Source organism: Kingella oralis, from assembly GCF_014054985.1.
Classification (GTDB): Bacteria; Pseudomonadota; Gammaproteobacteria; order Burkholderiales; family Neisseriaceae; genus Kingella_B; species Kingella_B oralis.
The window spans coordinates 988,571-1,008,915 of the sequence record NZ_CP059569.1 but is presented as its reverse complement, the minus strand read 5'-3'; the positions used below and the strand labels follow the sequence as shown (position 1 = coordinate 1,008,915).

18 protein-coding genes are annotated in these 20,345 nt (G+C 54.9%); 5 read left to right on the top strand and 13 right to left on the bottom strand.

Going from position 1 to position 20,345, the window contains the following annotated elements:
* Positions 1-255: 255 nt before the first annotated feature.
* Positions 256-531, top strand: coding sequence for a hypothetical protein (locus H3L93_RS05350; protein WP_155803081.1), 276 nt, complete (start codon positions 256-258; stop codon positions 529-531).
* On the opposite strand, the gene xseA is transcribed toward H3L93_RS05350, so the two are convergent.
* The 13 genes from xseA to yjgA form a co-directional block, all read right to left on the bottom strand.
* Positions 528-1,877, bottom strand: a complete 1,350-nt coding sequence (gene xseA, locus H3L93_RS05345; RefSeq protein ID WP_040558199.1) for an exodeoxyribonuclease VII large subunit — start codon at positions 1,875-1,877, stop codon at positions 528-530. The genes H3L93_RS05350 and xseA overlap by 4 nt on opposite strands.
* Before the next feature lie 68 nt (positions 1,878-1,945).
* The gene (locus tag H3L93_RS05340; RefSeq protein WP_003795665.1) at positions 1,946-2,251 is read right to left on the bottom strand and encodes an HU family DNA-binding protein; all 306 of its coding nucleotides are present in this window, start codon (positions 2,249-2,251) and stop codon (positions 1,946-1,948) included.
* Positions 2,252-2,418: 167 nt separating this feature from the next.
* The gene (gene lon / locus H3L93_RS05335; protein ID WP_003795667.1) at positions 2,419-4,839 is read right to left on the bottom strand and encodes an endopeptidase La; all 2,421 of its coding nucleotides are present in this window, start codon (positions 4,837-4,839) and stop codon (positions 2,419-2,421) included.
* Between the two features lie 125 nt (positions 4,840-4,964).
* Positions 4,965-5,390 (bottom strand): hypothetical protein, encoded by a 426-nt coding sequence (locus H3L93_RS05330; RefSeq protein ID WP_003795668.1) that lies wholly within the window; start codon positions 5,388-5,390, stop codon positions 4,965-4,967.
* 239 nt (positions 5,391-5,629) lie between these two features.
* Positions 5,630-6,640, bottom strand: coding sequence for a DNA polymerase III subunit delta (gene holA, locus H3L93_RS05325; RefSeq protein WP_003795671.1), 1,011 nt, complete (start codon positions 6,638-6,640; stop codon positions 5,630-5,632).
* Positions 6,640-7,158 carry an LPS-assembly lipoprotein LptE gene (locus H3L93_RS05320; protein WP_003795673.1) on the bottom strand — a complete coding sequence of 173 codons (519 nt, stop codon included), beginning with the start codon at positions 7,156-7,158 and terminating at the stop codon, positions 6,640-6,642. Before H3L93_RS05320 ends, holA begins: the two co-directional genes overlap by 1 nt.
* Positions 7,159-7,300: 142 nt before the next feature.
* Complete coding sequence (locus H3L93_RS05315) at positions 7,301-7,825, bottom strand: hypothetical protein (protein WP_003795675.1); 525 nt, start codon at positions 7,823-7,825, stop codon at positions 7,301-7,303.
* Positions 7,826-7,841: 16 nt separating this feature from the next.
* Positions 7,842-9,764: an ATP-binding cassette domain-containing protein gene (locus H3L93_RS05310; RefSeq protein WP_003795677.1), complete on the bottom strand. Its 1,923-nt coding sequence runs from the start codon at positions 9,762-9,764 to the stop codon at positions 7,842-7,844.
* 138 nt (positions 9,765-9,902) lie between these two features.
* Complete coding sequence (locus H3L93_RS05305) at positions 9,903-10,943, bottom strand: hypothetical protein (protein WP_003795678.1); 1,041 nt, start codon at positions 10,941-10,943, stop codon at positions 9,903-9,905.
* A 138-nt stretch (positions 10,944-11,081) separates the two neighbouring features.
* Positions 11,082-11,747 carry a beta/alpha barrel domain-containing protein gene (locus H3L93_RS05300; protein WP_003795681.1) on the bottom strand — a complete coding sequence of 222 codons (666 nt, stop codon included), beginning with the start codon at positions 11,745-11,747 and terminating at the stop codon, positions 11,082-11,084.
* A gap of 84 nt (positions 11,748-11,831) precedes the next feature.
* Entirely contained in the window at positions 11,832-12,491 is a 660-nt protein-coding gene (ung, locus tag H3L93_RS05295; RefSeq protein ID WP_040558465.1) for a uracil-DNA glycosylase, read from the bottom strand.
* 129 nt (positions 12,492-12,620) lie between these two features.
* The gene (locus H3L93_RS05290; protein ID WP_003795688.1) at positions 12,621-13,154 is read right to left on the bottom strand and encodes a DUF2199 domain-containing protein; all 534 of its coding nucleotides are present in this window, start codon (positions 13,152-13,154) and stop codon (positions 12,621-12,623) included.
* A 113-nt stretch (positions 13,155-13,267) separates the two neighbouring features.
* Positions 13,268-13,774 carry a ribosome biogenesis factor YjgA gene (yjgA, locus tag H3L93_RS05285; RefSeq protein WP_003795690.1) on the bottom strand — a complete coding sequence of 169 codons (507 nt, stop codon included), beginning with the start codon at positions 13,772-13,774 and terminating at the stop codon, positions 13,268-13,270.
* Positions 13,775-14,019: 245 nt separating this feature from the next.
* On the opposite strand from yjgA, the gene pmbA reads away from it, so the two are divergent.
* From pmbA to H3L93_RS05265, 4 genes are all read left to right on the top strand, one after another.
* Positions 14,020-15,348, top strand: a complete 1,329-nt coding sequence (gene pmbA, locus H3L93_RS05280) for a metalloprotease PmbA (RefSeq protein WP_003795693.1) — start codon at positions 14,020-14,022, stop codon at positions 15,346-15,348.
* Between the two features lie 2 nt (positions 15,349-15,350).
* On the top strand, positions 15,351-15,707 hold the full coding sequence (locus H3L93_RS05275; RefSeq protein ID WP_003795696.1) for a hypothetical protein: 357 nt from the start codon (positions 15,351-15,353) through the stop codon (positions 15,705-15,707).
* Positions 15,708-16,056: 349 nt separating this feature from the next.
* The gene (locus H3L93_RS05270; RefSeq protein ID WP_003795699.1) at positions 16,057-17,538 is read left to right on the top strand and encodes a helicase HerA-like domain-containing protein; all 1,482 of its coding nucleotides are present in this window, start codon (positions 16,057-16,059) and stop codon (positions 17,536-17,538) included.
* 191 nt (positions 17,539-17,729) lie between these two features.
* Complete coding sequence (locus tag H3L93_RS05265; protein ID WP_182077709.1) at positions 17,730-20,201, top strand: DNA translocase FtsK; 2,472 nt, start codon at positions 17,730-17,732, stop codon at positions 20,199-20,201.
* Positions 20,202-20,345: the final 144 nt, after the last annotated feature.

Sequence of the window (20,345 nt, the reverse complement as noted above, 5' to 3'; positions counted from 1 at the left end):
GGCTGGATTATATTTTTAGGCAGCCTGAAAGTCTATTGCGGCGTTTTCAGGCTGCCTTGATGCGCGGATTGGGGTGAGGCAGCCTGAAAATCAAAATTGTCTAATCGTTTGCCATCGGTTGAGCGGCAAGGCAAATGCCGTTGATATTTTCAGCTGCCCCATCATGCCAACAAAGGCAGCCTGAAAATAAAATCAGCCCATCGCCCAATCAATCCAAACATCCAACCAGCCAATCATCCTTTGCCGGCGCACGGCTTGCCAGCAAGCCGTAGGAGCGCGGGTAAACATTTCAAGCTGCCCAACTTCCGCGCCCGCGTTTCCATTTTCAGGCTGCCTTATCGCGTAAACAAAGGTAGCCTGAAATCTCTACAAAACCTGCACCCGATAGAGCGTCGGCGGCTCGCCGACATCTTGTCAAACAAAAAGCATGTGGCAACAAGCCGTCGCCGCTTCATTTTAGATTTCAGGCTGCCTCATCGTACCAGCCAAAGGCAGCCTGAAACCACCCTACCCCGTTTTCAGGCTGCCTAATCAAACAAATCCCCCTGCTTTTGCAAACTCAAAACCTGCACATCGCTCGCCCCATGCGCAAACGAAACGTGCAATGTCTGCCCCTGCTTCAACGAATCCGCATCGCGCACCACCTGCCCTCGCGCATTATGCACAATCGCAAAGCCCCGCTCCAACACCGCGTGCGGCGACATCGCCGCCAACACATCCGCCTGCTTCGCCAGCCGCGCCGATGCAGCCTGAAACCGCGTTTGCCAGCCAAACGACAAAGCAGCCTGAAACCGCTCCACCCGCTGCTGCAAACGCGCCACATCAGGCTGTTGCCCACGCAACGCCTGTGCCGCTTGTGTCAAGCGATGCCGTTGCCCACCAAGTTGCTGCCCCATCGCCCATGTTAATTGCGCGTGCCACTGCGCCACTTGCGCCCGCTGCGTTTGCCATTTTTGGCGCGGATGCTGCAACTGCTTCGCCAAAAAATCCATCTGTTGCGCCGCATTCTGATAACGCTGCTGCAAGGCAGCCTGAAAACGCGCCTGATAATTCGCCAGCTTATGCAGCAATTCCGCGCGGTTCGGGCTCACCAATTCTGCCGCCCCCGTGGGCGTAGGCGCGCGCACATCCGCCACAAAATCCACCAGCGTAAAATCCGTTTCATGCCCCACCCCGCTCACTACAGGCAACGCGCAATCCGCAATCGCCCGCGCCACCGCCTCCTCGTTAAACGCCCACAAATCCTCCAAGCTGCCCCCACCACGGCACACAATCAGCACATCCACTTCCGCGCGTTCATCCGCCGCCCGAATCGCCTGCGCAATCTGCTGCTCGCTGCCCGCCCCCTGCACAGGCGTGGGATACACCACCAGCGCAATATGCGGCGCACGACGGCGCAGCGTAGAAACCACATCGCGCAGCGCAGCCGCCGCCAAACTGGTTACCACACCGATGCGCTGCGGGTTTTCAGGCAGCCGCTGTTTACGCTCGGGCGCAAACAATCCCTCCGCATCCAGCTTCTTTTTCAGCCGTTCATACCGCTCAAAAAGCTGCCCCACCCCCACTTGCCGCACCTCGTTCACATTGATTTGGAACTCGCCCCGCGCCGCATAAATGCCAATCTTGCCGCACACTTCAATGTGTTCGCCCTCGCGCAACGGTTGCGCCAAACGCGCCGCCGCAAATTTAAACAAAGTGCAACGCACCTGCGCCAAATCGTCTTTCAGCAAAAAATAATAATGCCCGCTCGCCGCCCGCGTTAAATTAGACACCTCCCCCGCCACCCACACGCCGAGAAACTGCTGTCCTAACAATTCGTCTGCGATACTATTTAACTCGCTCACCGATAGCGCGCCGGGCGCAAATAAATCATCCATCGTATTTCCCGTTCGCCACATAAAGAAAGCTGCCTGAATTTCAGGCAGCCTGTTTAGCATCACGCTAATTATTTCTTTTTGGCAGCTTTTGCCGGTTTGCTTGCTGCAACCGCGTCTTTCAAAGTTTTGCCGGCGGTAAATTTAGGCACGCGAGCCGCAGGAATTTTAATCGCTTCTTTGGTACGTGGGTTCAAGCCTTGGCGGGCAGCGCGTTCAGCCACTTTAAAAGTACCAAAGCCAACCAAAGCGATGCTGTCGCCTGATTTCAACGCGTCTTTTACAACGGCTGTGAACGCATCAACGGCTTTGCCTGCGTCGGTTTTAGTCAAACCGGCTTGTTGGGCAATCGCTTCAATCAATTCAGATTTATTCATAGTGAAGTTTCCTTTATATTATGGTTAGGATATTCATTCAAATGCCCGAAAAATCGGGCATTCACGCGGTTTTTTACAACAAACGGGTTTATATCAATTCCTAAATTACCGTGTCAAGCACAAAAGTTAAAATTGTTAAGAAATCGTGTTGAAAGCGACACAATTGGTTAATGTTGCTGCGCTTTTCTGCCCGATTTCGCTTTTGGCTTGGCGGGCACGGTTTCAGGCTGCGTTTGCGCGATGTAAGGCGTAGGCTGACGCTCCAAGCCCCATTCAAACACTTCATCAATCCATTTGACTGCATGAATTTCCAAACCGTCTTTCACGTTTTGCGGGATTTCTTCCAAATCTTTCACGTTGTCTTTGGGGATTAAAACGTGTTTGATGCCGCCGCGCAACGCTGCCAATAGCTTCTCTTTCAAGCCACCAATCGGCAATACTTCGCCGCGCAACGTGATTTCGCCGGTCATCGCCACATCGGCGCGCACGGGAATGCCTGTGAGCGCGGATACCATAGACAGCGTCATCGCAATGCCTGCGCTGGGTCCGTCTTTGGGCGTGGCGCCTTCGGGAACGTGAACGTGCATATCGTTTTTCTCGTAAAAGTCAGGCGCAATGCCCAAACTTTCGGCGCGGGAGCGCACCACCGACCACGCGGCGGTAATCGATTCCAGCATCACGTCGCCCAATTTACCCGTGCGAACGATGTTGCCTTTACCTTTGAGCGCCACGGCTTCAATCGTCAACAGCTCGCCGCCCACTTCCGTCCACGCCAAGCCGGTTACTTGCCCCACGCGGTTTTCGCCTGCGGTTACGCCGTAATCAAAACGGCGCACGCCCAAATAATCGTTCAAGTTATCGGCGGATACGGTGATGACTTTGGCTTTTTTCGTTTTCAGGCTGCCTGAAAGCTCGTTTTTAATCACGGCTTTGCGGCAGATTTTGGCGATTTCGCGGTCTAGCGAGCGCACGCCTGCTTCGCGCGTGTAATAGCGCACGATGTCGCGCACGGCGGTTTCGTCAATCCGCAATTCGCCGTCTTTCACGCCGTTGCGTTTCATTTGCTTGGGCACAAGGTATTGCATGGCGATGTTGATTTTTTCGTCTTCGGTGTAGCCCGACAGGCGGATGATTTCCATGCGATCCAGCAGCGCGGGCGGGATATCAAAGCTATTGGATGTGGCGATAAACATCACATCGCTCAAATCAAAATCCACTTCAACAAAATGGTCGGCAAACTTGGCGTTTTGCTCGGGGTCTAGCACTTCCAACAACGCTGCCGCTGGGTCGCCACGAAAATCGTTGCCCAATTTGTCAATCTCGTCCAACAGGAACAGCGGGTTTTTTACGCCTGCTTTCACCATGCTTTGCATGATTTTACCCGGCATCGAGCCGATGTAGGTGCGGCGATGTCCGCGGATTTCGCTCTCGTCGCGCACGCCGCCCAACGCCATGCGGACGTATTTACGCCCTGTGGCTTTGGCGATGCTTTCGCCCAGCGACGTTTTGCCCACCCCCGGAGGACCGACCAAGCACAAAATCGGACCTTTCAGCTTATCGGTGCGTTTTTGCACGGCAAGGTATTCCAAAATGCGCTCTTTGACTTTTTCCAAGCCGTAGTGGTCTTCATTGAGCACCAAATCGGCTTTGGTTAAATCTTTGCTAACGCGCGTTTTTTTCTTCCACGGTAGCTCAATCAGCGTTTCAATATAGTTGCGGACAACGGTCGCTTCGGCAGACATGGCGGGCATCATTTTGAGTTTTTTCAGCTCGCTCATGGCTTTTTCTTCGCCTTCTTGGCTCATGCCTGCGGATTTGATTTGCTGTTCCAGCTTGTCCAACTCACCTTTTTCGTCTTCTTCGCCCAGCTCTTTTTGGATGACTTTAATCTGCTCGTTGAGATAATAATCGCGCTGGTTTTTCTCCATTTGGCGTTTGACTTTGCCGCGAATGCGTTTTTCCAGTTGCGAAATTTCTAGTTCGCCTTCAATTTGGGCAAGCAAAAATTCCATGCGCTCGCCCACATCTGCCAGTTCAAGCAGTTTTTGGCGTTGTTCTAATTTGAGCTGCAGATGGGCGGCGATGGTGTCGGCTAAGCGGCTGTTGTCTTCAATTTCCTGAATACTGGCGAGCACTTCGGCGGCGATTTTTTTATTGTGCTTGGCGTATTGGTCAAACTGCGATAACAGGCTGCGGCGCAGGGCTTCTTGGTCGGCGGGCGCGGCGATGCTGTCTGCCAGCACGGTTACTTGCGCTTCAAACAGTTCGCCCGTGTCTTGCAGGGCGTTCACGCTGGCGCGTTGTTTGCCTTCTACCAACACTTTAACCGTGCCGTCGGGCAGTTTTAACACTTGCAGGATTTCGGCGATTGTGCCGGTTTCGTGCAAATCGTTTACGCCGGGGTCTTCGTCGTTACCGTTTTTTTGCGCGAGCAGGAAGACGGTTTGGTCGGCTGTCATCGCAGTGTTCAGCGCAGCAACGGATTTGGCGCGCCCGACAAACAGGGGCAGCACCATGTGCGGATAAACCACCATGTCGCGCAAGGGCAATGTGGGCAATGTGATGTGTTGGGATTTTTTTCTTGCCATGATGTTCTCTTGTATTCGTGAATCAGTGGGCAGCAAATGGGGTATGCCGAGGGATATTTCAAGCGACGGGGACGAAAAGTTTTCAGGCTGCCTTTCACGATAGGGATGAGGCAGCCTGAAAATGTTTAGCGTGGTCGTCCTGCTTTGCGTTTGCCGCCTTGCTGGCGTTGCTGCTTCATCATTTCTTGATTGGCGGCTTGCTTGCTGATGCGGGCGCTCAGTTGCTTTTCGGCTTCCTGCACGGAGCAGCGCATGGCTTGGCTGGCGATAAACAGCGCGTCTTTGCGGTCTTTGCCGCCGGAGAAATACATGCGGCGCAAATCGGCGGGGTTGATTTTGCCTGCTTTGAGGTCGATGTTGAAGCGGGCGGCGTTGTCAATCAGTTTTTTTTGTTTCCAATAAACGGTGCCTGTGGCGATGCCGACAATGGCGGCAACGGCGGCGATGCCGATAAGGGCGGCAACGATGGGATTGGCGCCTGAAAGGTAGGCAATCAATCCGATGGCGATTGCCATGGCAATCCAAATAACGATGGCGCGTTTTTTATCCATGATGTGTTCCTTGTGGTGTTGCGTGAAAGGGTTGGTGTGGTTTTCAGGCTGCCTAACGGGGGAAGCTGGATAGGCAGCCTGAAAATAGGGTTTAGGGTTTTCAGGCTGCCGATTTAAACAGAATAAGCAGCCTGAAAAAGCCAATCGGGCAAAGGGATACGGGCTGATTCCGCCCTATTTGGTTATTCCAAAGGCAGCCTGAAAACGATGTTTGCGCTGTTTTCTGTTTTCATGCTGCCTTATGTTGCCAACTGCATCACCAGCTGGCGCAAGGCAGCCCGTGCATCGCCTGCTTCCGCGCCTTTGATTTGGCGGTCGATTTGGGCGCAGGTTTTCAGCGCATCCATCAAGCGCGGCACGGTCAAACGCCGGGCGGCTTGGCTGGCGTATTGTTGCTTATCGCCCCACAAGCGCAATTCGTTGCGCACGGCTTGCACGGTTTTGCCCTGTTTGAATGCCGCGCTCAGCCGAATCAGCGTGCGGACGTCTTCGGCCACCGCCCACAGCAGCAAAACGGGTTCTTCGTCGTCCGCCGCCAGAGCGTCTAACAGATGGGCGGTGCGGCGCACATTGCCGCCCATCCACGCCGCGGCAAGCTGGAAAACATCAAACCGCGCCACATTGGCAACGCTCTCTTGCGCGTCTTGAATGCTGATTAAATGCCCTTGCGGGAACAGCAGCGCGAGCTTGTCCACTTCTTGTTTGGCGGCGAGCAAATTGCCTTCCACCCGCTCGGCAAACAGGGCGATGGCGGCGGCTTCGGCTTCCAAGCCGTGTTGTTGCAGGCGGGCGTTAATCCACGCGGGCAAAGCGTTGCTGCTGACGGCTTTGGCTTCCAGCACCGTGCCGTGTTTGCCGAGCGCGGCAAACCATTTGGCTTGCGTTTGCGCGCGTTCCAGCTTGGGCAGCACAATCAGCGTTACCGTGTCGCGCGGCAGGTTTTCTGCCAACTGCTGCAAGGCTTCGCCGCCGTTTTTGCCCACTTTGCCGCTAGGGATGTGGATTTCCAGCAGTTTCAAATCGGCAAACAAGCCTGCGCTGTCGGCGTTGACGAGCACTTCGTTCCAATCAAAATTGGCGTTTTCCACGGTGTAGCTTTCGCGATTCAGATAGCCGCGTTGCTTGGCGACGGCGCGGATGCTGTCTAAGGCTTCAATCCGCAGCAAATCTTCTTCGCCGTGGATAACGTAAAGCGGTTGCAACGCGCCTTTCAGGCTGCCTGAAAGCTGGTTGATGTCAAGCTGGGGCATTATGGCGCAGGCTCGCCGGCGGTTGGCGCGGCGGGCTGTGATGGGGAAGATTGGTTCAAAAAGCCGAGCTGACGCACGATTTGGTCGGCGGCATCGTTATACATATCGCGCCAAATGGTGGCGGTTTCTTCGTCTTTGCCCAGCGTTAAGCCGTCCGAATACGGCATGTTGCGGCGCACATGGGCAACCAGCGGCGCGCCCCAAGGTTGGTTGTGGCGATAGGCTTGCGCGGTTACGTGCAGGGTAAACAAGTATTCGTTGAGCTTGGCGGCGCGGGTGATGGTGTAGATGTCGCGCTTGCCGTCAAAGCCGGTTACGCGCAATTCGGCTTGGGCGGCGGCTTGGGCAACGGGTGTGCCCGATGCGTGGCGAATGGCGTTTTCCAATGGTTTTTGCAACTGCCCGCCCGAGATGTACCATTTTTGTTCAGGCAGATGGTCGTAAGCGTATGTGCCTTTAAGGTGGAAACCGCAGGCGGAAAGTGCGCTTACGGCGATAAATGGAACAAGTTTTTTCATGGCGTTTCGGTGGATTGGGCGGCAAATAAAGTGGCGCATTATAGCGTTAAAAATTTTTATTTTCCATTAATAAAGCCTTTACAAACGCGGGAGGCGGTTTGCAAAGGCTTGGGTAATGCGGGCGGATTGGGGCAGCCTGAAACTACATGCGGCTCAACTCGCGCTGCAAGGCTTGGATGTTTTGCTGGCGGTCTAGCACGGCACTTTCTAGCTGGCGGATGCGGGCATCGCGGTTGGTGTCGTTCGCGCCTTTCACAATGCGCCCATCAGCTAGATTTTGCTTGGCCTGGGCAAGGGCGTTGCGCTCGTTGTTCAACTCTTGCTCCAAGATAGTGCGCCGTCCGTTGGCGCGTGCGCTGCTGAGTTTGGGCGCGGCAGGCATGGCCGGCTGCATATTGGCAACGGGTACGCTACGCGCGGGTGCTGCGCCGCCGCTGGGGTGGTAGCTGCTGCGCGAAGCAACGGATGTGCTGCGCGAAGTATCAACAGGCGCATCGTAATAATGTTTGACGCTGGTATAGCTGCCGATTTTGTTGCCCAAATCGGCTTTGCCGCTGCCTTTTTTGGCGTTGGATGTGTAGCAGCCTTCGCCGCAGCTGTAAATCTCGGCAATCGCGCCTTGCGATAGGGTTAATAAAACCATGCTGGCTAAAAGTGTTTTTTTCATGTTTACAAGTCCTTTTTCAGGCTGCCTGAAACTCGCTATCGATTTGTTTGTTAATGGTTTCCAAATCTTCTTGCCATTGCAGCCAGTCTTCTTCAAATTTTGTTAATTTTACTTTAATTTCGTTTACCTTTGCCAATGTTTCTTGCAATTTAGCTTTGTTTTCAGGTTGATAGATGCTTTCTTGCGACAGTATGGCTTCGCACGCTTGTTGCTCGGCAGTGAGCGCGGCGATTTCCTTTTCGGCTTGGTCTATTTTTTGTTGCACGGGCTTGCTGCGGCGGGCGCGTTCTTGCCGCATTTGCGCTTCCTGCCGTTTGGTGTCTTTGCGGCTTTGCGACTGGTTGGACTGCGCGGGCGCGGCGGTGGCGTTTTCTTGCGCCAGCCGCCATGCGCGGTAGTCGTTTAAATCGCCGTCAAAGGTTTTCAGGCTGCCTTGGTCTATCAGCAGGAATTGGTCGGTGGTGGCTTCTATCAGGCTGCGGTCGTGCGATACCAATATCAACGCGCCTTCAAAACTTTGCAGGGCAAGGGTGAGCGCGTGGCGCATATCCAAATCCAGATGGTTGGTCGGCTCGTCTAACAGCAGCAGGTTGGGCTTTTGCCACACCAGCATGGCAAGCGCGAGGCGTGCTTTTTCGCCGCCCGAAAACGGGGCAATCGGCGCGGTTGCCATCTCGCCTGTGAACAAAAATCCGCCCAAAAAATTGCGTATTTCCTGCTCGCGGGCTTCGGGCGAGAGCTTTTGGATGTGCCACACGGGGCTTTGGTCATCGCGCAGAGTGTCTAGCTGGTGCTGGGCGAAGTAGCCAATGTTGAGCTTGTCGGAGCGGATGATTTGCCCACTTTGCGGTTTCAGGCTGCCTGAAAGGGCTTTGATAAAGGTGGATTTGCCGCTGCCGTTTACGCCGAGCAGCCCGAAGCGTGCGCCGTTTTCCAGCGATAAACTGATGTTTTTTAATACGGTTTCTGCGCCGTAGCCCAAATCGGCATGTTCCATTTTGAGCAGCGGATTGGGCAGATGCTCGGGCGCGGCAAATTCAAACAGAAATTCGTTGTCCAACTGCGCGGGGGCGATTTTTTCCATTTTTTCCAAGGCTTTGATGCGGCTTTGCGCCTGCGTGGCTTTGGTGGCTTTGGCTTTGAAGCGGTTGATAAACGATTGCAGATGTTGGATTTTGGCTTGCTGTTTGGAGAACGCGGCTTGCTGGTTTGCCAAGCGTTGCGCGCGTTCTTTCAGGTAGAAATCGTAGCCGCCGCCGTAGAGCGTGAGTTTTTGTTGTGCCAGTTCAAGGGTTTGCGTGGTGGCGGCGTTGAGAAAATCGCGGTCGTGCGAAATGATGATTTGCGTGCAGGGCAGGTTTGCCAAGTGGTTTTCCAGCCACAACACGGTTTCCAAATCCAAGTGGTTGGTCGGTTCGTCCAACAGCAGCAAATCGGCGCGGCACATCAGGGCTTGCGCGAGGTTGAGCCGCATCCGCCAGCCGCCCGAAAAGGCTTTGATGGGCTTAGCGTGTTCGCTTTGCGCAAAGCCCAGCCCGCTCAATAATTTGGCGGCGCGGGCGGGGGCGGAGTAGGCGTCGATTTCGTCTAATTTAGCGTGTAGCTCGGCTTGTTTCATGCCGTCGTTTTCGGCTTCGGCGGCGGCTAAGGTAGCCTGAAAATGCTGTAACTCGGCATCGCCCTGCAATACATAATCCAGCGCGGTGGTGTCCAGCGCGGGCGTTTCTTGGGCGACGGCGGCGAGCTTCCATGTTTTGGGCAGCAGCAAATCGCCTTTGTCTTGCCCAATTTCGCCTTTTATCAGCGCAAACAGGCTGGATTTGCCTGTGCCATTTTTGCCGATAAGCCCCACGCGCTGGCGCGGGTTGATGGTGGCGGTGGCGTTGTCTAGCAGGATTTTGCTGCCACGTTGCAGGGTGAGATTTTTGATTTCTATCATTTTGGTTGTGAGTGTGAAGTGATTGTATTCAGCTTAGTTTTTGTGTTGTGGCGCACGTTATAGACAGCCTGAAACGGGTAACAAACAGGCTTGTAAGCATGGCATTGGGCGTTTTCAGGCTGCCTTTTGTGTACAAAATCAGAAGCGGCAATAAGACCAGTTCGGGTCATATTGGCAGCTTATGGTAGTCGGCAAGGGGCATTGTTCGCACAGCGCAAACGCTTTTTCTACCAATCCAGCAGGATTGCTGGTGCTGTAACACATACAGCGTGTGCCATCCGTCATATTCATAATGCTTAACGCGAAAATGCCTTGCTGGTTCAAGCTGGCTTCGGCTTCTACGCTGTCTTGCAGCGCGTAAGCGGCATCCAAATCGGCTTTGCTGCCCAACTGCGCTTCTACATACACCACCCAGCCCATATCGGCGCGTCCGAGCAGGCTGGCGGCGGATTCGTTGCGCATCAGCACCAAGGCATCTTGTTCTTTTTCTTCATTTTCTTCAATTTGGTATGTGCCAAACTGCCATTCTGGCTCGGGGTAAACGCCTGTGTAGCCCAGTTTTTGCCACATTTGGTTGAGTTTTTCGGGCAGCTCGGTGAACGAGAGGGCGCGTTCGGGCGCGATTTCGTTTACAAAATCCACCATGCTGATTTTAACGCTGGCTGCCCATTCGCCTATGATGTGGTCTAGCATGATGATTGCTATATTTTGGGCGCGGTCGCGCATATCAGCGGAGATGGGGCGGGTGAACGCGATTTCCAGCGCGGGCAGCATACCCCATTCGTCCAAGGCAACGGCGATGTCGCTCACGCTCAAACGAAAGCCGTCTATTTCAATACCAAAATTAAACGCATCGCTGCCGCCCTGTGGCGAGCGAAACGCGGTAACACGGTAACGCTGGGTTTGCGCCAATTCTGCCAAGGCTTGCACTTGCGGAAAATGCTCGCGGATGCCGTTGGCGGAAAACACCAAGCTGGGCAGCTCGCCAGAAGCGGGCGCAACGCCTTCCAGCTCCACAATGCACTCGGGGCAAAATTGGTGCAGCAGTTCGTTTGCCTGTTCCACAAAATCAATATTATCCAACTGCGCTAGTCGGGCTTCTGCTTGCTGCCATGCTGCCCAAAATTGGCGGGCGTTTTGGCGCAGGGTGTGGATTTGGGCGAGGTGGGGATTGCTCATTGTGGTCTCCTTGGGCGGTTAGACGGGGGAGGCAGCCTGAAAACGGCAAGGGTTTTAGCTTGGTGCAAGCGCATGAACCCGCTTTCAGGCTGCCTTTATGATGCCCCAAAGCCAAGCTGCGTAGCGAAGCTAAAACGTTTACGCCTTCATATACGCGCACACTTTATCAATCTGCTCGGCGATGCTGCCTGAAAACTGGTTATCAAAAAACGCGCTGCCGATGGTGAACGCCCACGGTTGCGCGGCTTTGAGTTCGTCTAGCCGTTGATAGCTGTTCACGCTGCCTGCGATGCACACGGGGATGGACACGCTGTTTACCAATTCGGCGTTGAGTTTTGCCGCATCGCCTGTGTAGCGGTAGCCGAGCAAATCTATGCCGTGCACGCCTTGGGCGGCGTAGCTTTGCGCTTCGGCGATGATGTCGGCGATGTTGCCGCTGAGGATGGTGGGGCGTTCGGCAAGCTCGCCCACAAAGGGCATATATTTCAAGCGATTGGCTTGGCAAAATTGGTTGATGGCGGGATAGAACTTGGTGCCCATCAAAATATCGCAGCCGCATTCTAGCGCGGCTTGTGCGCCTGCCAAGCCTGCTTCTTCGGTGTATTCCACCACTTCTAAAAACGTGGTTTTGCCGTCGGCTTTCATGAGGGCGAATAGGTCTTTCATTGCTCGGCGCGACAGCGGCTCTTCTTTGAAGCCCCAAAATTGGGCTTGGCTGTGGCGGTTTTGCAGGTAGATTTCGCGAGCGTTGGCAACGGTGTGGTCGTTATGGGTGAGCATAACGATTAGGTGGGGCGTGGGCATGGTGTTGTTCCTTGATGGGTGGGCGGGGGCGGTTTCAGGCTGCCTTGGTCGGTTTTATTTTGTTAGCAATAGGCAGCCTGAAAACTAAATTTGCCAATTAATCGGCGCAATGCCGTGTTGCGCCAAATAGGCGTTGGCTTGGGAAAAATGCTTGCAGCCAAAAAAGCCGCGATAGGCAGACAGCGGCGATGGGTGTGGCGCGGTGAGCACCAGGTGGCGGTGGCGGTCTATCATCGCGCCTTTTTTCTGCGCGTGGCTGCCCCATAGCATGAACACGATGTTTTGGCGGTGCGCGTTAAGCTGGGCGATGACGCGGTCGGTAAACGTTTCCCAGCCAAGGTTGGCGTGCGAATGCGCTTGGTGGGCGCGCACGGTGAGCACGGTGTTGAGCAGCAATACGCCCTGCTCCGCCCAATGGTTAAGGCAGCCTGAAACGGGGATTTGAAAGCCCGCGATGTCGTCTGCCAATTCTTTATAAATGTTCACCAGCGATGGCGGCACGCTGATGCCGTGTTGCACCGAAAACGCCAGCCCATGCGCTTGATGCTCGCCATGATACGGGTCTTGCCCAAGGATAACGACTTTGGTTTGGGCAAACTCGGTAAGCTTAAAGGCGTTGAACACATCGGCAGCAGGCGGATAGACGGTTTGTCCGCTTTGGCGTTCGGCGCGAACGGTGGCGAGAATGTGTTGAAAATAGGGCTGGGCTTTTTCTGCGGCAAGGGCATCGTGCCAAGTCTGCATAGACTGCATGGGTTGTCCTTTGGGATGACGGCGTTTCAGGCTGCCTATGATGCGGCATTAGGCAGCCTGAAAACTGGGCGCGTTGGGATGGTTTGAAAAATGCTTTTCAGGCTGCCTTGCTTATCCGCATCAGCATGATGCCGCCTGAAAGCGATGCAGCGCGGCATCCACTCTGGCTCGCGCTTCTGCATAACGGATGCCGTGCGTGTAATCGCGCACCAGCGGATGCTCGGCTTGATGCGGCGCGATAAACGGGCGGCGACCATCGGGCTGCGTGTTCACATTGCAATGCAAAAACATCGTGCTCGGCTCGTAGCCCGCGATGTGGTTGCAAATCATGCCGAAATAAGTGGCTTCGTGGTCGTCATCAAAATGGGCGCGGTAGTCGTTGAAACTGGCTTCGCTCACCGATACCCACACGCCGTATTCCAGCGTTTCTTCGTGGTCAATAATCGGAATGTCCAGCACCACGCGGATAAAGTAGTCGGTTTGCTCGGGATAGCGGATGATGCAAAAATTATCATCGCACTCGGCTTGGAACTGGGCGCGCTCCGCGGCGGAAAGCTCGGCATACGGGTCGGGCACAATAAAGCCCAGCGCGGGTAAATCTTCGTGTGTTTCGTGGCAAACGGTGCAAGTGTAGGTTGTTGAATGGTCTGTCATGGTGTTGTCCTTGTGATGATGCCGTTATCCATTTTCAGGCTGCCTTTTGATAATAATAGGCAGCCTGAAAACCATAAGGCAGCCTGAAAGCCCGCTCCAACCACGCCAGCAAACTACTCCGCTTCATGCCCTTCCATCACCACCTTCAACTCCTGATACAACGCGCGAAACGCCTTGGGCGGCTTGTTCAACTCCGCTTCCTTGCGTGCATTGCGAATCAGCGTACGCAGCGTGCCCACATCCGCGTGCGGAAAATCCGACACAAACGCCGTCAGCGCATCATCGCTTGCCAGCAAACGCGTCCGCGCCTGCTCCACCCGCTGCAAAAAGGCGTTATGCGCTTGGTTGTCGCCTTTGAGCTTCGCCAAAAAATCGCGTATCGGCGCGGGGTCAATATCGCGCATCAGCCGCCCGATGTATTGGCGCTGGCGTTTCAACGCGCTGTTGGAAGTAATCTTTTTATACTCGCGGATGGCATCCAGCAAATCCTCGGGCAGCGCGAGCTTTTTTATCGTTTCGCTGGATAACTCGGTTAATTCCATGCCCAAATCTTGCAGCGCGTCCATCTGTTTTTTCATTTGGGTTTTGCTTACCCATTCTTCTTCGTGTTGATTTTCCATAGCCGTTTGTCTTGTTTACAAAGGGCGCAATCATAGCAAAAAAACGTTGAGGCAGCCTGAAAAAGTCTTGCTATAACGCCGCCCTCCCTACCTCCATCCGCGCAATAATCCAGCGTTTCCGTCGCAAAAAATCGCCTTAATAGCCAAAAATTTAGCTTCTTTAATATTTTTTAACGCCCAAGCCGCCCGAAAACGGCTAAAATCCAGCCGTTTTTTGTTCGCTCAAACCCATTCAAGAGTATTCAATGTTCCAACACACCGCTGATGAACTCCAACAAGCCGCCCAAGCCGCGCTTGAACTTGCCAAACAAAAAGGCGCAACCGCCGCCGAAGTAGATTTAAGCGAATCGCTGGGGCAAAGCGTGCAAGTGCGCTGGCGCGAAATTGAACAAATAGAATATCAACAAGACAAATCGCTGGATATAACCGTGTTCGTGGGGCACAGCAAAGGCCGCGCCAGCACCGCCGATTTATCGCCCGCCGCCCTAGCCAGCACCGTTCAGGCTGCCTGCGACATCGCCCGCTACACCGCCGCCGACCCCTTTGCAGGTATTGCCGATGCCAGCCTAATGGCAACGCACATCGCCGATTTAGACCGCTACCACGAATGGGATTTATCCAGCGAAAACGCCATCGCCATCGCCAAAGAATGCGAAGAAGCCGCCCTATCCAGCGACAGCCGCATCAGCAATTCCGAAGGCGCAAGCATCAACACATCCCACTTTCAATTTGTCTATGCCAATTCGCACGGCTTTTGCCAACACCAGCGCGGCACTCGCCACAGCCTATCGTGCAGCGTGGTGGCCAGCGATGCCAACGGCATGGAACGTGATTATTGGTACGACATCGCCTGCGACCGCCAAGATTTAGACACCCCCGCCCACATCGGCAACATCGCCGCAGAGCGCGCCACCCGCCGCCTAGCCCCGCAAAGCGTTGCCACAGGCAGCTACCCCATTCTTTTTGACGCCACCGTTGCCAACAGCCTAATCGGGCATATTGTTGGCGGCTTAACAGGTGGCGCACTCTATCGCCAAAGCAGCTTCTTGCAAGACAGTCTCGGCACGCAAATTCTCCCCAGCTTCATCAGTTTACGCGAAGAACCGCACATCCCCCGCGCCCTAGGCAGCACCTATTTTGACAGCGAAGGCGTTGCCACCCAGCCGCGCTTTGTGATTGAAAACGGCATCGTGCGCGGCTATTTTTTAGACAGTTACAGCGCGCGCAAGCTCAAGCAAACCAGCACAGGCAACGCTGGCGGCGCACACAATCTATACCTAACCGCCACCGCCGAGAGCCAAGCGCAAATGCTCAGCCAAATGGGCACAGGCTTGCTCATCACCGAACTGATGGGACAAGGCGTGAACATGCTCACGGGCGATTATTCGCGCGGCGCAGCGGGATTTTGGGTAGAAAATGGCATCATCCGCCACCCCGTTTCCGGCATCACCATCGCAGGCAGCCTGAAAGAAATGTTGCGCAACATCGTCGCCACAGGCAGCGATTTCCGCCGCAACGCCAGCAGCAAAATCGGCTCAATTCTAATCAGCAACATGACTGTTGCAGGAGCATAACCATGACACGCCAACCACACATCTTTTTCATCATCCTCACCGCCGCCTTCGCGCCGCTGGCCGCCGATGCCTGCTCGCGCATGCAGCCCGTCGCCGCCTTCATCATGCTCAACGACCAAGACAGTGACCGCGCGCTGAACCCGACCGAATGGCTTGCCGCTGGCACGGGCGAAAACCTGATTGCCTCGTTCAAGCTCAACGACCCCGAAGAATTCGCCATCTACGACATCGACCGCAACGGCGTGGTGGAAGCGCGAGAATTGGGGTTTAACTCGGTACACTATCGCACCGACCCTTGCTTGCGCATCCAATCATCCAATTTTATGAACCTTAACGCCAGCAGCGTTGCCCTGCATTAAATCCGCTTAATAGGCAGCCTGAAAATGGAAAAGCAGCATTTTCAGGCTGCCTATTGGTGTATAGCATGAATGGCAAACAATTAGGCAGCCTGTGGAGCGAAGCGGAGTTGCGGCGCTAAAACTAAAATGAAGCGGCGACGGCTCGTCGCCAACTGGTGCAATCTGTCAGCGAGCCGCCGACGCTCCATCGTTTGCAGATTTGGCAAAGATTTCAGCCCGAAACGCCTGCGCGTATTGCGTATTGATACACGCCCGCCATCCCACCTACCATATAGGCAGCCTGAAAACCCCCGCCATACGCCAAACTCTTTTTCAGGCTGCCCCATCCCCCACCACAAGGAAACCCATCATGACCGACTACCTAATCGCCCACAGCCTCGACAACCAACCCATCCACCTGCATTCCCAACTCGCCAACCGCCACGGCTTAATCGCCGGCGCAACAGGCACCGGCAAAACCGTAACCCTGCGCAAACTCGCCGAAGCGTTTAGCCAAGACGGCGTACCCGTGTTTATGGCGGATGTGAAAGGCGACCTTTCAGGCATCTGCCGCGCGGGCAAAAACGAAGGCAAGGTTGCCGAGCGCATGACGCAATACGATTTGCCCGATGATTATTTGCAAGCGTTTCCCGTGCGCTTTTGGGATGTGTACGGCGAAACAGGCATCCCCGTGCGCGTGAGCATTTCCGCCATGGGCGCGATGCTGCTGGCGCGCCTGATGAACCTAAACGACACGCAAGAAGGCGTGTTAAACCTTGTGTTTAAAGTGGCAGACGACAAAGGCTGGCACCTGATTGACCTCAAAGACCTGCGCGGCGTGCTGCAATACGTTTCCGAACACGCCGCCGAGTTCCGCAACACCTACGGCAACGTTTCCGCTGCCAGCATCGGTGCCATCCAACGTCAGCTTTTGCAACTGGAAAGCGAAGGCGCAGACCGCTTTTTCGGCGAACCCGAGCTCAACCTGCAAGACTGGCTGCAAACCGACAACGGGCAAGGCATCATCAACATCCTCAACGCCGAAAAGCTGATGCGCTCGCCGCGCCTATACAGCGCATTTATGCTGTGGTTTCTTGCCGAATTGTTTGAAACGCTGCCCGAAGTGGGCGACCCCGAAAAGCCCAAATTTGTGCTGTTTTTTGACGAAGCGCATCTGATTTTTGACAACGCCGACAAAGTGCTGATTGAGCAAGTGGAACAATGCGTGCGGCTCATCCGCTCCAAAGGCGTGGGCGTGTATTTCGTTACCCAAAACCCGCTGGATTTGCCCGACACCGTGCTCGGGCAACTGGGCAACCGCGTGCAGCACGCCTTGCGCGCCTTTACCCCGCGCGACCAAAAAGCGGTGAAATCCGCTGCCGACACCTTCCGCAGCAATCCGCAACTCAACGTTGCCACCGCCATCACCGAGCTGGGCGTGGGCGAAGCGCTGGTGTCTTGCTTGGACGAAAAAGGGCAGCCTGAAATCGTGCAACGCGCGTTTGTCATGCCGCCGCAATCGCAGCTTGCACCGCTGCCCGAAGCCGAACGCAACGCCGCATTCCAAGCCGACAGCCTGTATCCCGTGTACAAAGATTTGGTGGATAATTTCTCCGCCTACGAAGCCTTGCAGCAATTAGCAGGCGAGCAAGCGCAAGCGGCAGAGAGCGCGAAAAAATCGGAAGACGGCTTGCTGGGCGGCTTCTTGGGCGGGCTGTTTGGCAGCCGCAAAAAAGCAGGCAAAGGCTTGGGCTACGATTTGGCAGACAGCGTGGGCAGCCAAATCAACAAGCAAGTTACCAAAGCCATCAGCCGCAGCATCATGGGCGTGATTAAAAATATGTTGAAATAAGGTATAATCGCCCCCGTTTCAGGCAGCCTGAAAGCACTTTTTCAGGCTGCCTCATTATTTATGGACTTTATGTCCACACCATCAAGCCTAAACGTTGACAAATCGCCAACGCACTATTATCAGGCAGCCTGAAACGCCGTTCTCCGCGCTATTCGTTTCGCGTCGCCCAAACTCACACCCCTGCCCCACCCATGATTGCCAGAATTTTCAAATCCCCAAAATCCCCCGCGCCCCAAGCCAAAAAAGTGGCAAAAAAAACCAGCAACAGCCGCGCCCCGCAAGCTAAGAAAACCACCGCCAAGCCGCTGAACCCCAAGGCGAAAAGCAAAGCCGCCGATGCGCCGCGCAAGCAGCCCAAAACCGTGCTGTCTGTGCAACATGGCGGCAGCAGCGCCGAGCGCGACCGCAATTTAACAGGCGACACGCTGTGGCTGTTTGGCTTGGTGGCGACCATCTATGCCGCCATCGCCCTGCTCACGTTTACCATGCGCGACCCCTCTTGGTCGCGCAGCGTGCCGCATTTGGGCATGGTAAAAAATTTAGCGGGCTTGCTGGGCGCGTATTTGGCAGATATTGCCTATTATTTATTTGGCTTTTCGGCGTGGTGGTGCATCATCGCGGCGGGCGTGGCGTTGTATCGCACGTTTCGCCCGCTGGTGGATGCGGGGATGCCGCCGTATAAAAAACTCAACGCGGGCATTGGTTTAGGCATGATGATGATTGCCAGCCCTGTGCTGGAAGCGTTTGCGTTTAACGCGCATTTGGATAAATCGCTGCCCTTTGGCGCGGGCGGTTTGGTGGGCTCGCTCACCGCAGCGGGCATGAACCATATGCTCGGCAGAGTGGGCGGCGCGTTTGTGTTGGTGATTTTGGTGCTGCTGTCGCTGTCGTTTATCGTACAGATTTCGTGGCTGGACTTTATGGAAAAATTGGGCGTGCAGCTGGAACGCTTTTTCCGCGCTGTGTTCAGTCAAAAAGACCGCTTGACGCAGCCTGAAATCATCGCCGAAACCAAATTGCAACCGCGCGTGTTGGCGGAAGTGGAAAACATCATCGCCGAGCCTGTGGCGCAAAAAATCAGCAGCACCAGCAACCGCAAGAAAATGGCGGTAACCATTGCCAACCCCGCGCAGCAGTCCAACCGCCGCGCGCCTGCCGAGCCTGCCATCAGGCAGCCTGAAAACGGCATCTACCGCCTGCCCGACTTAGGCAGCCTGAAAATCCCCGAAAACCAAAACGTGATACTTGCCAGCGAAGAGCAGCTGCGCCAAACGGGCAAGCGCATTGAAGCCAAGCTTGCCGAGTTCGGCATCCATGTGGACGTGGTTTCCGCCACCGCAGGGCCAGTCATCACGCGCTATGAAATCATCCCCGCCAAGGGCGTGAAAGGCAGCCAAATTGTGAACTTGGCAAAAGATTTGGCGCGCTCGCTGGCGGTGCAATCGGTGCGCGTGGTGGAAACCATTGCGGGCAAAAACACCATGGGCATCGAGCTGCCCAACGAACACCGCCAAGAAGTGCTGCTGCACGAGATTTTCACCGCCGATGTGTTTGCCGATGCCAAATCCAAATTGTCCGTGGCGCTGGGTAAGGATATTGCTGGCGATGTGGTGGTGGGCGATTTGGCGAAAATGCCGCATTTGCTGGTGGGCGGTATGACCGGCTCGGGCAAATCAGTGGGCGTGAACGCGATGATTATGTCCATGCTGTTTAAAGCCACGCCCGATGAAGTGCGCTTTATTATGATTGACCCGAAAATGCTGGAATTGAGCATTTATGACGGCATCCCGCACTTGCTTTGCCCCGTGGTAACCGATATGCGCGAGGCGGGCAACGCGCTTAACTGGTGCGTTGCCGAAATGGAAAAACGCTACCGCCTGCTTTCTTATGCGGGCGTGCGCAATTTGGCGAGCTACAACGAGAAAATTCAGGCTGCCCAAGCGGCGGAAAAACCGCTGTTTAACCCGTTCAGCCTGAACCCCGATGAACCCGAGCCGCTGGAAAAACTGCCGCAGATTGTGGTGGTAATTGATGAGCTGGCGGATTTGATGATGACCGAGAAAAAAGCGGTGGAAACGCAAATCGCCCGCTTGGCGCAAAAAGCCCGCGCCGCAGGCATCCACATGATTATCGCCACGCAACGCCCCAGCGTGGATGTCATCACAGGCTTAATCAAAGCCAACGTGCCCACGCGCATGGCGTTCACCGTGCAAAGCCGCATAGATAGCCGCACCATCCTAGACCAAATGGGCGCGGAAGATTTGCTCAAATACGGCGATTTGCTGTTCTTGCAACCTGGCAACGCCGAGCCAACCCGCTTGCAAGGCGCGTTTGTGAGCGATGATGAAGTGCATCGCGTGGTGGATTTCATCAAGCAGCAAGCCGAGCCCAATTATGTGGACGGCATCTTAACGGGCGAAGCCACCGAAGAAACCAACCAGTTTATCCACCCCGAAGCCAGCAGCAACCACGGCGACGACTTGTTTGACCAAGCCGTGCAGTTTGTGGTGAGCACGCGCAAAACGTCTATTTCATCGCTGCAACGCCAGCTACGCATCGGCTACAACCGCGCTGCCAATTTGATGCAAGCCTTGGAAGACGAAGGCATTGTTTCGCCCGCGGGCGTGGACGGCAAACGCAGCATTTTGTCGCGCACCGAGTAAACAATTTTTCAGGCTGCCTTTGGCATAACAACCATCCAGCAAAGGCAGCCTGAAAATGGATTGATGCGCTCTGGCAAAACCCAAACGCCAACACAACACGCCTTTTATCCGTTTTCAGGCTGCCTTATTCCGCAAAAGCAAAAC

Excerpts from the sequence above, each read along its gene's own strand:
- xseA (WP_040558199.1), bottom strand. The coding sequence starts at position 1,877 with ATGGATGATTTATTTGCGCCCGGCGCGCTATCGGTGAGCGAGTTAAAT.
- H3L93_RS05340 (WP_003795665.1), bottom strand. The coding sequence starts at position 2,251 with ATGAATAAATCTGAATTGATTGAAGCGATTGCCCAACAAGCCGGTTTG.
- lon (WP_003795667.1), bottom strand. The coding sequence starts at position 4,839 with ATGGCAAGAAAAAAATCCCAACACATCACATTGCCCACATTGCCCTTG.
- H3L93_RS05330 (WP_003795668.1), bottom strand. The coding sequence starts at position 5,390 with ATGGATAAAAAACGCGCCATCGTTATTTGGATTGCCATGGCAATCGCC.
- holA (WP_003795671.1), bottom strand. The coding sequence starts at position 6,640 with ATGCCCCAGCTTGACATCAACCAGCTTTCAGGCAGCCTGAAAGGCGCG.
- H3L93_RS05320 (WP_003795673.1), bottom strand. The coding sequence starts at position 7,158 with ATGAAAAAACTTGTTCCATTTATCGCCGTAAGCGCACTTTCCGCCTGC.
- H3L93_RS05315 (WP_003795675.1), bottom strand. The coding sequence starts at position 7,825 with ATGAAAAAAACACTTTTAGCCAGCATGGTTTTATTAACCCTATCGCAA.
- H3L93_RS05310 (WP_003795677.1), bottom strand. The coding sequence starts at position 9,764 with ATGATAGAAATCAAAAATCTCACCCTGCAACGTGGCAGCAAAATCCTG.
- H3L93_RS05305 (WP_003795678.1), bottom strand. The coding sequence starts at position 10,943 with ATGAGCAATCCCCACCTCGCCCAAATCCACACCCTGCGCCAAAACGCC.
- H3L93_RS05300 (WP_003795681.1), bottom strand. The coding sequence starts at position 11,747 with ATGCCCACGCCCCACCTAATCGTTATGCTCACCCATAACGACCACACC.
- ung (WP_040558465.1), bottom strand. The coding sequence starts at position 12,491 with ATGCAGACTTGGCACGATGCCCTTGCCGCAGAAAAAGCCCAGCCCTAT.
- H3L93_RS05290 (WP_003795688.1), bottom strand. The coding sequence starts at position 13,154 with ATGACAGACCATTCAACAACCTACACTTGCACCGTTTGCCACGAAACA.
- yjgA (WP_003795690.1), bottom strand. The coding sequence starts at position 13,774 with ATGGAAAATCAACACGAAGAAGAATGGGTAAGCAAAACCCAAATGAAA.
- pmbA (WP_003795693.1), top strand. The coding sequence starts at position 14,020 with ATGTTCCAACACACCGCTGATGAACTCCAACAAGCCGCCCAAGCCGCG.
- H3L93_RS05275 (WP_003795696.1), top strand. The coding sequence starts at position 15,351 with ATGACACGCCAACCACACATCTTTTTCATCATCCTCACCGCCGCCTTC.
- H3L93_RS05270 (WP_003795699.1), top strand. The coding sequence starts at position 16,057 with ATGACCGACTACCTAATCGCCCACAGCCTCGACAACCAACCCATCCAC.
- H3L93_RS05265 (WP_182077709.1), top strand. The coding sequence starts at position 17,730 with ATGATTGCCAGAATTTTCAAATCCCCAAAATCCCCCGCGCCCCAAGCC.